The organism is Treponema sp. UBA3813, assembly GCA_002368605.1.
GTDB lineage: Bacteria > Spirochaetota > Spirochaetia > Treponematales > Treponemataceae > Treponema_D.
In genome coordinates this window covers 1-16,576 of record DFEB01000022.1, presented here as the reverse complement: position 1 = coordinate 16,576, position 16,576 = coordinate 1, and the positions used below count along the sequence as shown (strand labels likewise).

At 43.1% G+C, this 16,576-nt stretch carries 13 protein-coding genes; 7 read left to right on the top strand and 6 right to left on the bottom strand.

Annotated elements, in window-relative coordinates:
* Nucleotides 1–7 precede the first annotated feature (7 nt).
* Nucleotides 8–736: an isoamylase gene (locus B2089_RS03390; RefSeq protein WP_296320640.1), complete on the bottom strand. Its 729-nt coding sequence runs from the start codon at nt 734–736 to the stop codon at nt 8–10.
* Between the two features lie 118 nt (nt 737–854).
* Between B2089_RS03390 and flcA the strand changes: the two genes are divergently transcribed.
* A complete protein-coding gene (gene flcA / locus B2089_RS03385) occupies nt 855–4,229 on the top strand; it encodes a periplasmic flagellar collar protein FlcA (RefSeq protein WP_296320643.1) in 3,375 nt (1,124 codons plus the stop codon).
* The gene (locus B2089_RS03380) at nt 4,229–4,846 is read left to right on the top strand and encodes a diacylglycerol/polyprenol kinase family protein (protein ID WP_296320646.1); all 618 of its coding nucleotides are present in this window, start codon (nt 4,229–4,231) and stop codon (nt 4,844–4,846) included. The genes flcA and B2089_RS03380 overlap by 1 nt, the downstream gene beginning before the upstream one ends.
* Here the strand turns inward: B2089_RS03380 and B2089_RS03375 are convergent.
* Nucleotides 4,843–5,178 carry a hypothetical protein gene (locus tag B2089_RS03375; RefSeq protein WP_296685918.1) on the bottom strand — a complete coding sequence of 112 codons (336 nt, stop codon included), beginning with the start codon at nt 5,176–5,178 and terminating at the stop codon, nt 4,843–4,845. The two genes, B2089_RS03380 and B2089_RS03375, sit on opposite strands and share 4 nt — an antisense overlap.
* Before the next feature lie 600 nt (nt 5,179–5,778).
* Between B2089_RS03375 and B2089_RS03370 the strand changes: the two genes are divergently transcribed.
* The 3 genes from B2089_RS03370 (at nt 5,779) to B2089_RS03360 (ending at nt 10,064) form a co-directional block, all read left to right on the top strand.
* Nucleotides 5,779–6,480 carry a DUF2259 domain-containing protein gene (locus B2089_RS03370; protein ID WP_296320651.1) on the top strand — a complete coding sequence of 234 codons (702 nt, stop codon included), beginning with the start codon at nt 5,779–5,781 and terminating at the stop codon, nt 6,478–6,480.
* A gap of 138 nt (nt 6,481–6,618) precedes the next feature.
* Nucleotides 6,619–7,734 carry a hypothetical protein gene (locus tag B2089_RS03365; protein WP_296320654.1) on the top strand — a complete coding sequence of 372 codons (1,116 nt, stop codon included), beginning with the start codon at nt 6,619–6,621 and terminating at the stop codon, nt 7,732–7,734.
* Between the two features lie 62 nt (nt 7,735–7,796).
* A complete protein-coding gene (locus B2089_RS03360; RefSeq protein WP_296320660.1) occupies nt 7,797–10,064 on the top strand; it encodes a peptidase U32 family protein in 2,268 nt (755 codons plus the stop codon).
* An 18-nt stretch (nt 10,065–10,082) separates the two neighbouring features.
* On the opposite strand, the gene B2089_RS03355 is transcribed toward B2089_RS03360, so the two are convergent.
* Nucleotides 10,083–10,547: a single-stranded DNA-binding protein gene (locus tag B2089_RS03355; protein ID WP_296320663.1), complete on the bottom strand. Its 465-nt coding sequence runs from the start codon at nt 10,545–10,547 to the stop codon at nt 10,083–10,085.
* A 189-nt stretch (nt 10,548–10,736) separates the two neighbouring features.
* Complete coding sequence (locus B2089_RS03350) at nt 10,737–12,674, bottom strand: hypothetical protein (RefSeq protein ID WP_296320668.1); 1,938 nt, start codon at nt 12,672–12,674, stop codon at nt 10,737–10,739.
* A 75-nt stretch (nt 12,675–12,749) separates the two neighbouring features.
* Here B2089_RS03350 and hisC point away from each other — a divergent pair, with 75 nt between their 5' ends.
* Both hisC and B2089_RS03340 read left to right on the top strand, forming a co-directional pair.
* Complete coding sequence (gene hisC / locus B2089_RS03345) at nt 12,750–13,919, top strand: histidinol-phosphate transaminase (protein ID WP_296320672.1); 1,170 nt, start codon at nt 12,750–12,752, stop codon at nt 13,917–13,919.
* A gap of 12 nt (nt 13,920–13,931) precedes the next feature.
* A complete protein-coding gene (locus B2089_RS03340; RefSeq protein WP_296320674.1) occupies nt 13,932–14,627 on the top strand; it encodes a metallophosphoesterase family protein in 696 nt (231 codons plus the stop codon).
* Nucleotides 14,628–14,749: 122 nt separating this feature from the next.
* Here B2089_RS03340 and B2089_RS03335 read toward each other — a convergent pair whose 3' ends face one another.
* Both B2089_RS03335 and B2089_RS03330 read right to left on the bottom strand, forming a co-directional pair.
* A complete protein-coding gene (locus tag B2089_RS03335) occupies nt 14,750–15,712 on the bottom strand; it encodes a formylglycine-generating enzyme family protein (RefSeq protein ID WP_296326515.1) in 963 nt (320 codons plus the stop codon).
* A gap of 58 nt (nt 15,713–15,770) precedes the next feature.
* Nucleotides 15,771–16,576, bottom strand: an 806-nt coding sequence (locus tag B2089_RS03330) for a magnesium transporter CorA family protein (protein WP_296685912.1), incomplete at its 5' end; no start/stop codon positions are given.

Genomic DNA, 16,576 nt, shown 5'->3' with positions numbered 1-16,576 from the left:
AGTGCCCTTATTTAATAGTTATGCAGCTTACAATCCGTCCGTCTGTGGAGTAGCCCCTGGACGGATTTGTTTCGTCTAGGAAGGATGTGATTCCGCTGTAGTAAGAGTAATAATAAGTTCCCGGATGAAGGGGAATATTGATTTCGTATTTTCCTGGAACTGTTTCTTTCATTTCGTAAACCCAGCTGTCCCAGTTCGTGAAAGTACCGCCAAGACGGATTTTCTGACCGCTTTCTGCATGGCAGACAAAATGAGTCATTCCGTTGTCGAGTTTTTCGGTTATTTCAAACTCCACCGGCGGCAAGTCGATGTATGAGAGTGAGTAATTTTCAATTTCGTTATAGGTGACATTGGGGTTTCGCGGGTCAACCGTCCAAAGTCCGTCAATAACGAGACGGTAGCTGATTCGCGGGATTTTTTTTGGTATTTCAAGAATGTAAAAATAATATGATGAAGTGATGTCTCCCTCGTACCCGTAGTTCTTTTTGATTTTAAAATAATGAATCTTTCGGAATTCCTCAAAATCAAAGGCAATTCCGATTGAATTTGATGTAATAGGTGCCGTAAAGACGACATAATTGTTGCTGATGTAAGGCTCGCGAATTCCTGATATTTCTGTGAGCGCCAGGTCGTATTCGTAAGTGTCTTTTTGAGGAGCGGCATCTTTTGCTGAAATCGGTGCGAAAGAAGTTGCAAAGAGAAGCATTGAGCCAATCAACATAAAAATCTTTTTCATACTTCTTGTATCGGTTTTTTTAGAGGAAAAATTAAATACTATTATAAGTGTTTTTTTATTATAAAGCGCAGTATTCAAAATGCCGAAATTAGAGTATACTAAGTAGGGTGGGATTTAAATGCCAGGATTAAATCAGCTTAAAAAATTCAGCGATGATATGCGCGAATTGGGCGACGAAGTAAAGATTCGTGCTCAAAGAGGCGAGAAAACGCCACAACTTCCTTTGCCAGAGGGGATTTCCGAGGCAGATGATTCAAATGACTTTCTCATTGGTATGCCTGATGGTAGCGCTACGGATAAAAAACCAGACGATGCCCTTGATCTTCTCGACGATAATCTTGGTTCTGATATCGATGTTTCTGGCTTGGACTCAATCCTTGACCCTCAATTCTCCGCTGATGATGCCGATTTAGCGGATTTCCTTGATGATAATCCTGATTCTGATGCAACAGATGCGGCCGTTGCTGAGATTCTTGCCGCTGATGAGCCGAGCCCTGCTGAAGAGGCTGGAAAGGCTGAAGAGACTGGAAAGGCTGAAGAGACTCCTCTTGAGGATATGGATTTGGATTCTCTCTTGCAGCCGTCAAGTAATCCTGACGATTCTCTTGAAGAGGGAGATGCTCTGGAGACAGCGGATTCTCTTGGACAGGGAGATTCATCGGAGACAGCGGATTCTCTTGAAGAGGGAGATTCACCGGAGACAGCAGATTCTCTTGACAGCCTTGATTCTTCTGATACATCTTTTGATATTCCGGACAATCTTCCTGCAGGAGATGATTTTACAAGCGAAGAAATTAACCTTAACGAAGATTTGCCACCTTCTGTTCTCGAAAACGATGGCATACCTCCTGTCAAACCCGATGATTTTTCAACCGAAGATACGCCTAATTTAAGCGGCGATCTGGATTTAGGTGGTTTTGATATTGATTCTCTGATTGATGGAGATGATAGCGGCTCTGATTTGGGAGCAGAAAGCACGGTTGATGATAATTCTCCTACTGATACTGTTTCTGACTTTGATACTGGTTTAACTGCTGATGTCGCTGCAAGTCCTGAAGGCGACTTTACATCGGAAGCAAGTGAAGACTCAGATTCTGGTCTTGGTGGCGAGAATCCTTTCGCCGGTATGGGTGATTTGCCTGACATGGACATGGATTTTGACTCTTTTTCTGGATCCGCATCCGATGCTCCTTCTCCAGACGAATCTATTCCCGATGCGTCTGACGAGGTTCCTGATAGTCCTTCTGAATCAGCTGGCGGAGAGGATTTCTCTGTCGAGTCTTTTGATACATCTGATATGGATGGCGTTGATTTCGGGCCGAGTCCGTCTGCTTCTGGGGATGAATTCCCTGCGACTGACGATGGGCTTGGAAATGACGATGATTTCATCCTTGATTCAAGTTTTGAGATTCCGGGCTTTTCTGATACAGAAACGGCTGACATGGGAAAGAAAAAACCGGTTCTTGATACCGTTGATTTCTCAAAAGGAAAAGAAGGCCGTCCGAAAAATTCTCTTACAGAAGAAGAATATGTCCAATTCAAGAAAAATCTCTCAAATTATCCGCTGAATCTCCGTATTGCTCTTGAGGATTTCATCGCACGGGATGAATTCACTGATGATGCGGTATTTGAAATCATCGAAAAGGTTCTCAAAAAAGCTTCTGCACGACAGCTTGCGACTCAACTCGAAAAAATTCTTGATATTTCTATTAATATTCCTAGGGATTTTGAACGCCGTTCTTTTGCAGAATATGAGGCTTACAAGCAATCTTTCCAATATCAGCTCAAAAACCGTATTATTCCGGCGGCTGTCGTTGGAATCGTAATTGCCTTTGTCTGTGTCGGACTCTTCAGAGCTGGCGTACATTTTATCTATAACCCTGTCATGGCAAACATTCACTACAAGCAGGGTTACACGCTTCTTGAGGCAAATGAATTCCCTCAGTCAGAAAAAGAATTCGTTACGGCTGTTACCTATAAACCTGTCAGAAAATGGTTCTTTAAGTATGCTGATGGATATCGAAGCAAAAAACAGTTTGATCGTGCTGCCCAAATGTACAAAAATACTCTCGCCATGTTCAATCATGACAAGCAGGCAGGTCTTGATTACGCAGAAATGGAATTATATGAGAGGGCTAATTATGAGCGGGCAGAGGAAATTGTGCGCCGAGAAGTCCTTGACTATCATATAAATGATGCGGACGGTATCCTTATGCTCGGCGATGTTTTCCTAGAGTGGGCGGAAGTCGAGCCAGAAAAATATGAACTTGCAAAACAAGAGTACCTCGATTTGATTCAGCGTTACGGAAGTAACAATGTCTACCTTTCACGAATGTTGCGTTATAACATTCGCACTGATAAACTTCGTGATGTCCTTACTTATAAGAATATGTTCTATGTGAGCAAGCAGGATCGGCAGAATCTTAAGAATCTCGGCGCATCTGACTGGACGGAGCTTAGCGGTTATCTTCTTGATAAACTCTACGGTACTCTGAGCAAAAATGATGAATATCTTCGCTCTTCTATAGAAGATGTTCTTGCTATGCTCAATCTTGCAATTAAGGCAGATCCTTCTAATCCAATTGCCCGCTATAACCTCGCCAGATATTTCATTCAGAACGGAAACACTGAGCAGGCTAAAGTGGAGCTTGAACGAAGCATTGATTTGTTTTCAGGAGTTCCTGTCCGAACTAAAAAGAATGTTTATCGGGAAATAAATGCTACTCGTGTTTTGGGCGAATTATATTCTGGAAATCGGGAATATCTCAAGGCTCAGACTGTTTATACGCGGGGAATCAACCTTTACAATGAGGAACATGAAAATTCAAATCTTGAGGGAGATGAAAACACCGGAAAACTCTTTGCCGATATGGGAGATTTGGATTACTTTATTTCTGGAGAGATGGATGATGCCCTCTATAATTACGAAAAAGCCATCGAGATTAAAAACGATACTCCCTCTATCAATTATAGGGTTGGCTCTATTTATTATAATCGGAAAAATTATGATAACGCCCTCGTTTCTTTCATAAAAGTTGCTGAAAAAGAGCCGAAAGATCCGAATGTTTTGCTTTCATTGGGAAATGTTCTTTCACTCCGCGGAGACAATTTTGCTGCTGAAAGCTATTATGCTGATTTACTTTCGGTGCTTGATCAAGAACGACCGAAAATCCTGACTCCGCAAGAAAACGGAGATGATTACGAAATCGTTGACTTATATTTGAAGGCAAATAACAATCTTGGGGTTACTCTTTACAGACTTGCCCAGCAGACAGGTAACAGCAACATGAATGCCGAGGCGATGGTGCGTCTTTCAGATTCAATTAGGGCTTGGGATTCTTTAACGCGCAATCCTAACACTATGATTCGCCTGGAAGGAAGCAATCTTGCTGCCCAGAATTCAAAGTACATAACGCATCCTTACCCGGAGTTTGAGCCTGCCATTTATACGGATATTCCCCGTCTTTTAGCAGGAGAAAAAGGTCTCGAATAATGAAGTATTTCTGCTATCAAATAGGAATCGAATTAAAGAATCAGCTTGTTTCTCTTAGAAAAGAGTTTTTCCGTAAGACAATTCATATCTGTACGGCATTCGTACCTATTTTTTTATCTTTTGCTCATAATACGACGATTGTATGTCTTTGCGTTGCGGGCATCCTTTACATCATTGCGGAATCCCTTCGAACCAACGGCCATGAAATTCCCCTTATTTCTGATATTACTGCTGCCGCTGCCCGAAAGCGGGATGAAAATAAATTCGTTCTCGGTCCTGTTACACTGGTGGCGGGTATTATTTCTTCTGCGATTCTTTGGACTGAGTCTTCGGCTACTGTCGGAATTCTTGCTCTTGCTTTCGGTGACGGATTGGCCAGCCTTGCAGGTAAGACATTCGGAAAAATCCGCGTTCCCTACACAAATGGAAAGACTGTCGAAGGTAGCCTTACTTGTTTTGCGGCGATTTTCTGTTCGACTTTTTTTGTTACAGAAAATTGTATGATTTCACTGCTGGTTGCTACTGCTGGCGCTCTTATTGAGGTTCTTCCCCTTAAAGATTTTGATAATCTGCTTATTCCTATTTTGTTAGGTGGAATCGTTTCATATTTCGCTTAGCTCCACATGTACATTTTGTGCAGGCATAGTAAATATCTGTAACTGCCTGCCAGAAGCGCAAGTGTTCCCGAAATCAAAAAGAAGAAACTGTCGCAGCTTACCAGCATACTGTATCCCAGAAGCGTAATAAAAGCTGAGAGTGCGAGAATTTTGTGTTCAGAACTGTTCTTTTTTATGCCCTGAATGAAAAATGAGATGACCGTAGTCGCCAAAAGTAAAAATCTCATGATATTAATGAGGGACATGAAGCCTTCTGTAACGAGGCCTGTTGACGATATTCTTGCCGTGTTCATTGGAATTACAGCCGCAAATACGACGGATACTGTTGTCATGATTATATAATTTCGTTCTATATCTTGTCTTTGAACTGTTTCACTGAGAAGGGCCGCGCAGAGAAAACTAAGTGGTGCGAGTGTCCGTCCAAAAAGAACGACATTTCCCATAAATATAAGAATATTGGAAAAAGATTGCCAGAGTCCGAGGCAGATTGTCACGAAACGGGCTGTTTCCGCAAGGCAGGCGAATAAGAATCCCGTGAAAAAAATTATTTCACTAGTTTGTGTGTTTTCAAAATATCGGATGAGAAGAAAAAAACAAAATGGAACATAGAGAATAATGACTGCAAATGAAATCATGAGGGCTATAAAGCTCTGCTTAGCGAAGGGAATGTGAGAGAGGAAAGCAGGAATCCGAAAATCTGGTGGCGTGAGAATAGTGCCGAATTTTAAGGCAAAAAGGAAGGTAATGAGATTTAATGCAACGATTGCCAGACTTGCGAAAAGAAAAGTTTTTATAAATTGATTTCTTGTTTTTAATGTCATGTGAAAATCTTAAACGGAAGACAAAAATATGTAAAGACTTTATCTCAAAAGCCGAAAATAATAAAGAAGTCTGATTTGCTGACTTGTTGGCAATTGACTTTGGGAGGACTTATGAAAAAGCTTCTGTTATCCGGAATGATACTTCTTTTTGCTGGACTTAATGTCTTCGCCGGTGATGCTGCTGCTTTTGTTGACTTGGGAATTTCAAAAGACGGTACGACATACGCATTTGCCGAATATGGAAAGATGGACAAGACATTTCAGGGCTATGCTGAAATTTATACTGTAGATATTGCAAAAAATGATTTCGTGGATGGTGCTGTTTTCAAGACAAATCCTTCTGCAAATACGACTTCAAAAAGCGGAAAAGAAATCTATGATGAACTTCTGAAAAAAGCTTCATGGTCATTAAAAAAATATGATTTCAAACCTGCTCCAGTCGATAATTTGCTATATGTTCGTGATGATAAAAAGGCTGGAGAAAGCGAGATTGTCTTCAAGGATTTTGAAGGCTCAACTGTAGAACAAAGCGTTTTTTATCATATTCAGCTTGTGAAGACTGTTGAGGGAAGCGGCGATAATCTTCGTTCTTCTTTTTTTATCACCCTTGAGAAAAAAGACGGAGACGGAAATGTCATCAGTCGTAATATCGTCGGCTCTCCTGACATTAAACGAAAAAAAGTGACGGATTACCGCATTGACAGAATCTTCTCCGATAAGACCGGGCGAAATCTTGTCTTTGTTGTTGAAAAGACTCTTTCTGATGTGAACGGCTCTTCTATCCGTTATATGGTAGAGACAATTCGCCTGTAACTTTGTATATTTTTTGTGAATCCGATTGTGCCTTTGCATAGTCGGATTTTTTTTTATTTTTTTTCTCTAAAAGTTGCCGAAAAGTGATTTTTTTTACGAATACACTTATAGATTTTGAAATAAATCTGGAGGTATTCAATGAAAAAAGTTTTTAAAAATGATTATGCCAAAAGTCTCCTGATTTCTGGCATCTTGTGTTTTATCGTACTCATGATAGTCTCTCCAATTTCCTGTAGGCTTACTGAGGAAGGAATTGAAATCATTCCGGCTGATACGAATGCTCCTTCAATTCTTTCATTTTCCGTAACAGGTGAGCGTCTGCTGAATCTTTCCTGTTCTGAGAAAATTGTCCTTGACCAGTTAACTGTCCGTGAGTTTCAAGGGGAATCTTCCGATGAGGGGGATTTGTTTTTGCTTGAGGAAGAGCCTTATGCTTATGCGGATTGTATTACCTACAGTGAGAATATGATGGACGCAGAGATTTATCTTTCTGAAAGCACTCGTGTTGGAAAGGAATATGTCCTTTCAGGTATTGTTTATGACAGGTCAGGCAACAGCCTGGAATTTTCACAGCAATTTTCAGGTTTCAATGCAAATCCGGCCAGACTTGTGCTCAGTGAAGTGCGCTATAATTCTAGTAAGCCTAAAAAAACAGAGTTCGTTGAGTTCTATGTCTTAAAATCTGGAAATCTGTCAGGACTGGAATTTGTGAGTGCGGCGAATCCAAAAAGAAAATATGTTTTCCCTGCGATTGAGGTGAAGAGGGGTGAATATATTGCCCTTCATGGACAAGTATATGATGGCATGGAATATAATGCGATTGATGAGTTAGAAAATGACCTTACTTTATCAACGGCTACAGAAAGCTGTGATACAGGTAGAGAACTGTGGAGAAAATTTACGGACAAATTTGTTTCCAAAACAGATGTGATTCTTTTAAGAGATTCTTGTAAAAACAAAATTATGGATGCTCTTTTATGGACTTCTGTTGAAGGAAGCGAATGGTCAAAAAATTTAAAAGAGCTTGCTGAAGAAGTTCAGATCGCTGGATTTTGGGAAAATGCCCTTAGTCCAGAAAATGCGTTTCGTACTGAGACCATAAAATCTTCTGCCGTGAAATCACTTGCGCGACAGAATATTCTGCTTCTGGCGGAAAAATATCCTGAGAGTGAGGAAATCCCCGATGTTATTCCTGCCAATGCTTGTGATTGGGCTGTTGCCTCGTCAGCGACACCTGGATATAAAAACAAGTAGGCTCTTTGTAAGGCTAAGCAATCTGTCTAGTAATTTGTCGGAAAGTGTGTTATTATTTCAGAATGTCTGAATTATTAGCACCTGCCGGCAATATCGAAGCATTGGATGCGGCAATCGGCGAGGGAGCCGACGCAGTTTATCTTGGTCTAAAAAGTTTTAATGCGCGACTCCGCTCTTCAAATTTTGCATGGAATCAGTTTGAGGCAGCCGTTTCCTCTCTTCACCGCCAGAACAAAAAAATCTATGTAACGGTAAATACGGTCAGCGAGGAGCGTGACCTTGAGCGATTGTACCGTTTCCTTTCTTATCTCAACAAAATCGGCCCGGACGGCCTCATCGTTCAGGATTTCGGCGTCATCCGTATGTGCCAGGAGTTTTTCCCTAAGCTGGAGCTTCACGGCTCTACGCAGATGAATGTGGAGAGCGCCGCTGGCGTTAACTTGCTGAGTAAGGCTGGCTTAAAACGAGTCGTAGTTGCAAGGGAACTTGGCCTGGAAGAAATCAAATACATCAAGTCTCACACAAATGCCGAGATTGAGATTTTCGTACACGGAGCCCTTTGCGTAAGTGAGTCGGGCTTGTGTCTTTTCTCAAGTTTCTTGGGGGGAAAGAGCGCGAACCGGGGCATGTGTACTCAGGCTTGCCGCCGTTTTTATACAGTTGATTCTGAGTCAGAGGGCGAGCAGCAGGGCTATTATTTTTCTCCGTGTGATTTGCAGCTTATCGAGCAAATTCCTGACTTAATGCAGCTTGGCGTTGAGTCATTTAAAATCGAAGGCCGAATGAAGAGCGCGGAATATGTCGGTTCGGTTGTTGCCGCTTACCGCTATCTCATGGATAATTGGGAAAAGGACAAAAAAGGTGCGCTGGCAACGGCAAAACGCCTTCTCTCAACAGATTTTGCCAGGGCAAAAACATCTTATTGGTATAATTTCAAGACAAACGAAGAGGGCGTTCAAAAGGCAGGAAGCCTTATCTTAAATCCAAAACAGGCAGGTGGCACGGGAATTTATCTGGGTACAATCGACACTTTTGGCGAAATCCCTGACGAAGAAAAAGAAAAGTCATATAACGCCTATCAGGAGGCCCTTCGTACAAATCCTGAGGCAAAGCAGTCTGATTTTTATGTCGCAATGGCGCATTTAAAGGGTGGAAACTACGATCCCGATCCGGGCGACTCAATCCGCTTGCACCGTCAGGACGATACGGGCCGAGTCAGCCACAAAGTCCGCACTGTCTCCGTCGATTCAGAAGGTCGTCGTTTTATCGATATTCCTCTCGGATTTAAGCGGGGTGACTCGGTTTATCTCTTGCAGACAAAATCGATGTCCAAGCGTTATCCGCGAGTTCTTCCCAATGACATCGGCAAATACCGCCAGCAGCCGGGTGCCGAAGTCCTTCCTGTGCTGGACTTAACGCCTGTCGAAAAGAATGAGCTTTCATATTTCCCAGAAGGGCTTTACATTCAGGTTTCTACTATATCTGATTTGCACACAGCCATTTCAAAAAATCCTGTCCGCATGATTGTTGAGTACAATTCCGAGACCAGAGTTGATTTGATTGAAAAAAAAGTAAAACTTCCTCTTTCAAAAAAGCAGATTATCATTTCACTGGATCCTTATTGTCCGGCTTCCCGCGAGGAGCAAATTCTCTCTGATTTAACGGAACTTGTTGCCGAGGGGTACAAAACTTTCGTCGTAAATAATATCGCTCATATCTCCATGCTTCGTGGAAAGGGGGCTAATCTCATTGCAGGTCCATATTTGTACACATTCAACCGATGGGCTGCTTCATGGTTTGAGAATCAGAATATCGGGGCTTTTATCACTCCGCTTGAAAATTCTTGGGATAATCTCAAAATGACATGGGAAGAAAGTGTGCGCAGCAGAGTTCTGGTAACCGCCTATGCGTATCCTGCCTTGTTCCGAATGCGTTTTAAACTTCCTGAAAACTATGATTTCCTCTATTTTAAGGATAAAGAAGAGACGCTCTTTAAGGTGAATTCTACCGTTGACGGTTCCGTCGTTATGCCGGAAGCTCCCTTCTCAGTCGTTGATAAGGTTGAGCTGTTGAATTCAAACGGATTCAAGAGAATCTTGCTTGATTTCTCACGCACCCATGTTACCCGTCAAGAACTCAAAATGGTAACGAATTCAATGATAAAAAAGCAGCCTGTTCCAGAAAGTTCCCGCTTTAATTGGAAGGACGGCTTCTACAGTCCCGAAAAAATCGAAATTTACCGTGCCATGAACGAAAAAGCCGAGGCCGAAAAAGCGGCTAGTCTTTATCGTTCACAGAACGGCAAAAATCGAAAAAAGCGTCGCAGATAATATTAAGGCTTATCTGATTTAAAAGACCGTCTCACCCCCGTCGGCGAATTCACCGCTCGTATCGGAAAATTCTGACTCGGCTCGGATTCCCTCTGCGGCACTTTTAGCGTTTGTTCTTGCCTCACTGTCGGAGTCAGATTTTTCTTCTGTTTTGGGGTGTTGAAAATCAATATGTTCTGCAAGGATGTAAATCTTTGAGGCACTTTTGCCTTCTTGATTTTTCCAACGGTCTTGTTTCAGCCGTCCGACAACGCGCAAGCCCCGGCCTTTTTTTGCCATCTGTGCCATTCTCGTACAGAAATTGTCTCCCCAAGCCTCTACATCAAAAAAGGCTACTTCTTTTTGTGTTTCGCCATTTGCGTTTCGGTAGAAGTGGTTTGTGGCAATGGGGACGATACAAACTCTTGTTCCCCTTGCTGTTTCCCTTACGGTTGTGTCACGAACAACATTACCTTCAATTACGACTTGATTCATTTGATTCATAAGATTCTCCAAAAAATAAAATGATTATAAAAACGCGGCCGTCGTTTTTATAAGTGAACAAGTTCTCTTCCTCGTTCACTTATATATTTGAGAAAAAAAGAAAATTTTGGTAATGCAGAAATATAATTTTTTGTTATATTTGAAAGATAAAAAATAATCCCCACGATTTGAAGTGGGGACTAAGATAATTTACATCGGAATGTTTTTGACTAATTTGACCATATACAACTGAATGTACATAAGAAGCGCGTCTCTTTCCCGTATTTTTTGTAATCCAGGGGCTGTCATAAGGCTTTCTGCGAGACTGTGAATTCGCTCGGTTGTAAAACTCTCGACCTTCATTGTGCGGAGAGTTTTTCGGATATAATCTCGTATGAGAGAATTGACATCCTCGGTGAGGTTGTTGTGTGTTTCCTTTCCGAGCCGTTGATTCCAAATTTTCTCGTAAGAATCAAGCTCACGGTTAAGGGTTGAACTTGTAGGGACAAAAGATTGCTCTGCGTTTCTTGCGGCTTCTCGGAATGCGACTTTCTTTGAGACAGTTGCATTTTGTGAGAGCATGGCCGTCGTTTCGTCTTCCTTTCGTTTTGCTTCTTCTTCCTCTCGGTATTTCTCTGCTTTTGTTTTTTGAGTTTTATTGCGCTTGCTTTTTGGAGGTCTGAAGAGCATTTTTGCAATCCATGAGACTACGGGCATTGAATACCAGAAAGGAAGCATTATTTTTGCGTCATTCAGCAATTCCTGACGGCTCATAAGGAGAATGTCGCTATATGGAAGCAAGTGACCGTTTACAAAGAGACTTATCTTGCTTGTGTCGTCACCGCCCGAAGCGTCATAGCTCAAGAGTGGCAGGAATGAAGAGTGGAGTAGCGCGCTTAAAATTGGAGATTGAATTCGTATTTCTTTTTCGAGACGAGACTCAAATGCCTTTTGGTCTTTCATTTCGGGCAAGAAGTCAAACTGTCGCAGCACTTCCGACCAGTGATTTTTGATGGCCTCAAGGACAGAAACTCTGGCATCGGTACAAAGTCGCAGAATTAGCTGTAAAACCTTGCTTTTAAATATGAAGTAGCGTGTGTCATCATAGGTTTTGAATACAAGAAGCTCAGGCAATTCCTGAACCGGGGCGTCTTGGGTTTTTTTATGGAGATATTCTTTGAGTTCCTCTTCGCTGTATTGTCCAAGAAGAGGCAGCCCTTTGTTGTCAGTGAATTTAATAATTTCGTCAAAAGTAAAATAGTAGGGCGGTTTCAACAGAAGAGATTCGAGTGCTTTGATTGCGCCTTCTTTTTTAGCACTTTCTGCGGCTTCGTTCTTGAAGTAATTTGCCCCTACCTCAGTTATGTAGACGGCCTGCAAGCAAGACAAATCTTCCTGAGTGTAATCCTTGATTTTTTCATAATCTTGCTTTATGAAGAAGCATAGCTGATTCCAAAGATAGAAACTTTCTGTTGTTTGGCTCAATGTTTCAAGGGAATGGTCAGGTCTGTCTACAAATGCGTTGAAGAAATTTTTTACAATCATCTCTCGACCTGGATTTGAGACCGTGAGTTTTTTAAGAAAGTAATCGTGATGCTCTTCTTTTTTGAGCATATTCTGAATCTTTCCGACTGCATCTTCTATGAATGTGACGACGGAAACAGTTGACGGAAGGAGAATTGACGGAGCATTATTTGGCAACATGAGTCCGTACAGAGTTTTTTCGTTTAAATCCTGATGCTTGAGCAGGCGGCCAATGAGATCTGCCGCATTTTCTCTCGTTATGATTTCTTTTGGAGTTCCCTTTGGTAAATCAGCCTCAGATGGAAAAGGAAGACTAGGAGTGACGGCGATATCCTTGTAGCGTTCAGTGAATCGCTCAATGTAAAAAGGAACGACTACAATTCCCTGCTTATCAGGAGTTGTGTTTACAATCATGATAAGTTTTGAGTCGATGAGTTTGTCAAGTTCTGTCTGCAGTGCTGGAACCGGGTCTTCAAGATAGCAGGCGAGGCTTGGTTGTTCCTCCAGGTGATGTTCTGAATAGCGTTTCAAATATTCGCAAAAATCTGTGTAATCAACGATAGCGTTCTTCTGTCGTGATGCAAAAAATTTTAATAAAACAATGATACTTGTTGTGGTTGCCATGTCTTTATTTTATCAGCAATTTGTCATAAAATAAAGTAGTAAATTAAAAAGCGAAAGTCAAAACGGAGTTAAAAAATGCTTTCTTCACGAATGTCAAATCTTCATCCTTATGTTCCCGGCGAGCAGCCCAAGGACAGAATCTACATAAAACTCAACGCCAACGAAAATCCTTACCCGCCTTCCCCAAAAGTAATCAAGGCCGTGCGGGCGGCGGCAAAGGCTCATCCAGAAAAAATGGCCCTTTATCCTGACCCTGACTCAAACGAGCTTAAAGAAGCCATCGCTGACATGCTCAACAAATCTGGCGGCGTCCTCTGCCGGGCAAACCTTGAGAAAGGCAAAAAAAATGGCAGCGGGGCAATCGTAAGTCCCAGCGAATTTGACAAAATTCCTTTCGTCGTCACTCCCGACATGATTTACGCGGGAAACGGCAGCGACGAGGTTTTGAGCTTTGTCTTTTACGCTTTCTTCGACTCAGACCGCAAACTGGTTATGCCTGAGCATACTTATTCCTTCTATCCGGTTTACGGCGGATTTTATGACATTCCCTTGGAAAAAATTCCCTTGAAGGCAGACTGGACTCTGGACACAGAAAAAATGCTTGAAGCGGCTAATAAAGAAAATTCTGGAATCATCTTTGCCAACCCCAACGCGCCCACTTCCTTGGGATTGACGCGGGACCAAGTCCGTAAAATGCTTGAAAAAGCCCCAAAAGACCGGGTTTTTGTCGTGGACGAAGCTTATGTTGATTTCGGTGGCGAGAGCTGCATTCCTCTTCTCGCTGAATTCCAGAATCTTGTGATTGTGCGGACGACCTCAAAGAGCCTTTGCGGGGCGGGGCAGCGATTAGGCTATCTCGTGGCCAACAAAGAACTTGTTGAGGCCGTCACAACGGTAAAAAATTCCCTCAATCACTTCCCGATTGACTTCCTGGCACAGACTGCAGGAATCGCTGCTTGCCGTGACGCGGGATATTACGCAAAATGTGCCCAGTCCGTTGCATTTGAGCGTGACGAATTCATCGACTTTTTGCGGGAGAAGGGCTGGTTCGTCCTTGACAGCCAGACCAACTTCATCTTCTGCAAAAAAGACGGGGTGAACGGTCAGGAAGCCTACAGAAGAATCAAAAAAGAGGGTATTTTGGTTCGCCGCTTTGACACCCCAGGCATTGAAGAATATCTTCGCATCACGGTGGGCACCCACGAGCAAATGCAGGCTTTGCGCGATGTAATGGAAGAAATTTAAGGGAGGATAATTATGAAATTTTTGGTTCTTTCTGACATTCATGGTGATTTGGACAATCTTGACAAGCTGGATTCCCGCTTTAATGAGGCCGACGCGGTTCTTTTTGGCGGTGACTTCGCGAAATTCGAGCACGAGGAGACAGGAAAGCCAGTTCTTGAAAAACTCCTCAAAAAGCACGATTCAATTTTCTCTGTAATCGGAAACTGTGACAATCCTGATTTTCTTTCGGAGATTGAAAGCGCGGACATTTCCGTTGAAGGGAGCCTTGCCTTCCACGAAGGAATCGCAATCTGCGGAAGCGGCGGCGGAACTAAATTCACGGGAACCACTCCTTTTGAGCGGGATGAGGACGAAATTCTCTCTGATTACAATGTTGTTGAGTCTTCAAGCGCAGAATGTGCAGATGAGAATGGGCACTGGTCAAATCTTGTCTTAATCATGCATAATCCGCCAAAAGACACTGAATGTGACAAAATTCCCGGCGATGTCCATGTGGGAAGCGAAAAACTCCGTGCCTACATTGAAAAACGCGCTCCATTTCTGGTTGTTACGGGGCACATTCACGAAAGCTCTGGTCTCTCAAAAATCGGAGAGTCAACGGTAATCAATCCTGGAAGCCTTGCCGAAGGAAAATACGGCTGGGTCGAGGCTCAAAAAGACGCAAATGGAAAGTGGTCGGTAACGAAAGCTGAGTTGCTGAGCTTGTAGGTGAAAAAACAGGCGGAAGCGTGGTTCTGACAAAAGTTCGCTTGAACTTGTTCACCGCGAACTTTTTGGCAGGTTCACGCTGGGAGCCTGTTTTTTTGCTATCAGGTGTTTTACAACTCTGCTTATTTTACCGTTCGCGCGAATCTGAAGCCAAGGTAGTTGTAGCACTCGTTGGGGTCGTAGCTGTAGCGGTCGCCGGTGTAGATGAAGGGCGTGTATTCACTCCAGCTGCCTCCCCGGCTAACCCGTTCGCTTCCAGCCTCGGCTCCAATAGCCCTTGCTCCCGGATCCGTGTCTATGTAGCGGCCATTCCAGTCCCAGGTGAATTCACAGATATTTCCGCTCATATCAAAAAGCCCCATGCCGTTGGGGTTTCCGCTTCCAGCTTCGGGTGGGGCGTCATCCTTAAAAGGCGTGCCGGCAGTGCCAACCCTGTGAGTGCCCCTTGAATTGGATGCAGTCCAGGCTACTTCTTCTTCAGGAATCGAATCATCTTCCTTTCCGTATTTATCCACCTGACCGCTGGCCGTGCTTCCGCTTTGCATTCCGGAAATTGTTTTTCTGGCGGCATATTCCCATTCGGCTTCGGTGGGAAGACGGTAGCCGTCTGCGTTGAAATCACACTTGCACAAATCCAGGCTGATTGTGTCGGTTGCGTCTTTGAGGATTTTGCCGTTAAGACTGTAACATGGGCTGAGTCCGTGGATTTCTGAAAAGGCGTTGCACCAGACTACGGCATCGTACCATGAAATCATTGTGACGGGCTGCTCTTTTTCGTTTGTTGGTTCTGCTCCACGTTTCCCTATGGAGCCTTCCTGACCTGGATTTATGAATTTGTAGCCCAAAGCCTCTGCAATTTCCCTTGTTTCATACCAAAGTTCGTAAGTCGTTTCGTAGCGGTTGATTTCAAAGGGGGTTATCCAGCGGCTTGCCGTGTAAGATTGGCTTCCGTCACCGATTACATAAACATCATATTGGGCTGGAGCGACAGGTCCCAATCTGACTGGAGAAAGGGAGTTGAAACTTTGAGAAAAGGTGATTCCCGTAATAAGAAAAGTGAGCGTGGCAAAGATATATTTTTTCATGATTAAACTCCTAAAATATAGAGGCGAATTGCACTAATTTTACGAATTATATTTATTTTCAACTTACTTTTTTACGCTTTTTGGCTTTTTTGAACTTCTTTAGCGTGCGTGCGTTTTTGTTGAAGCTTAAAAGCCACCAGCTGAGCAGTACAGAAATTAAACAAATTAAAGCTGCAATCGATACAGGAACATAACCGTTCATTGTGTCGAAGGGGAGCTTGAAGTTCATGCCGAAGAAACTCGTTACGAAGGTCGGTGCCATCATGACAAGGTTGATGACGGCCAATTTTTTCATGGCGACATTCATGTTGTTGGAGATGACATTTGCGAAAGCATCCATGACGCCCGTGGTGATTGAGCTGTAGGTGTCAGCCATTTCCATAGCCTGCCTGTTATCAATTTCAACATCGTCCAGCCATTCCTGATCATCACTGTCCAGTTTGAGTATGCGGGTACGGCGGATTTTTTCCAGCAAAAGCTGGTTTGACTTAAGGGAAGTCGTAAAGTAGGTGAGGGACTTCTCAAGGTTAAGCAACTGGATGAGCTCGGCGTTTTCGATTTGTTCGTGCAACTCGTTCTGAATGGAAGTGACCCGGCGGCTGATTTCCTTGAGGTAGCGAAGGAACATTATGTCGCTGCGGGAAAGAATTTTGATTAAAAAGGCCGGAAAATCCATGAGGGAAAGACCTTTGATTCGGTTTGCACTCATATCCTTGAGAACTTCGCAGTCAGTCCAGCAGATTGTGATGATTTTATCTGGATAGATGACCGCACCCACCGGAGCCGTTGAGTAAGCGACCTCAGAATTTGGCGTAAAGACCGGCAATCGCATGATGGCAAGGGCAAAATCGTCCCAGTTTTCGA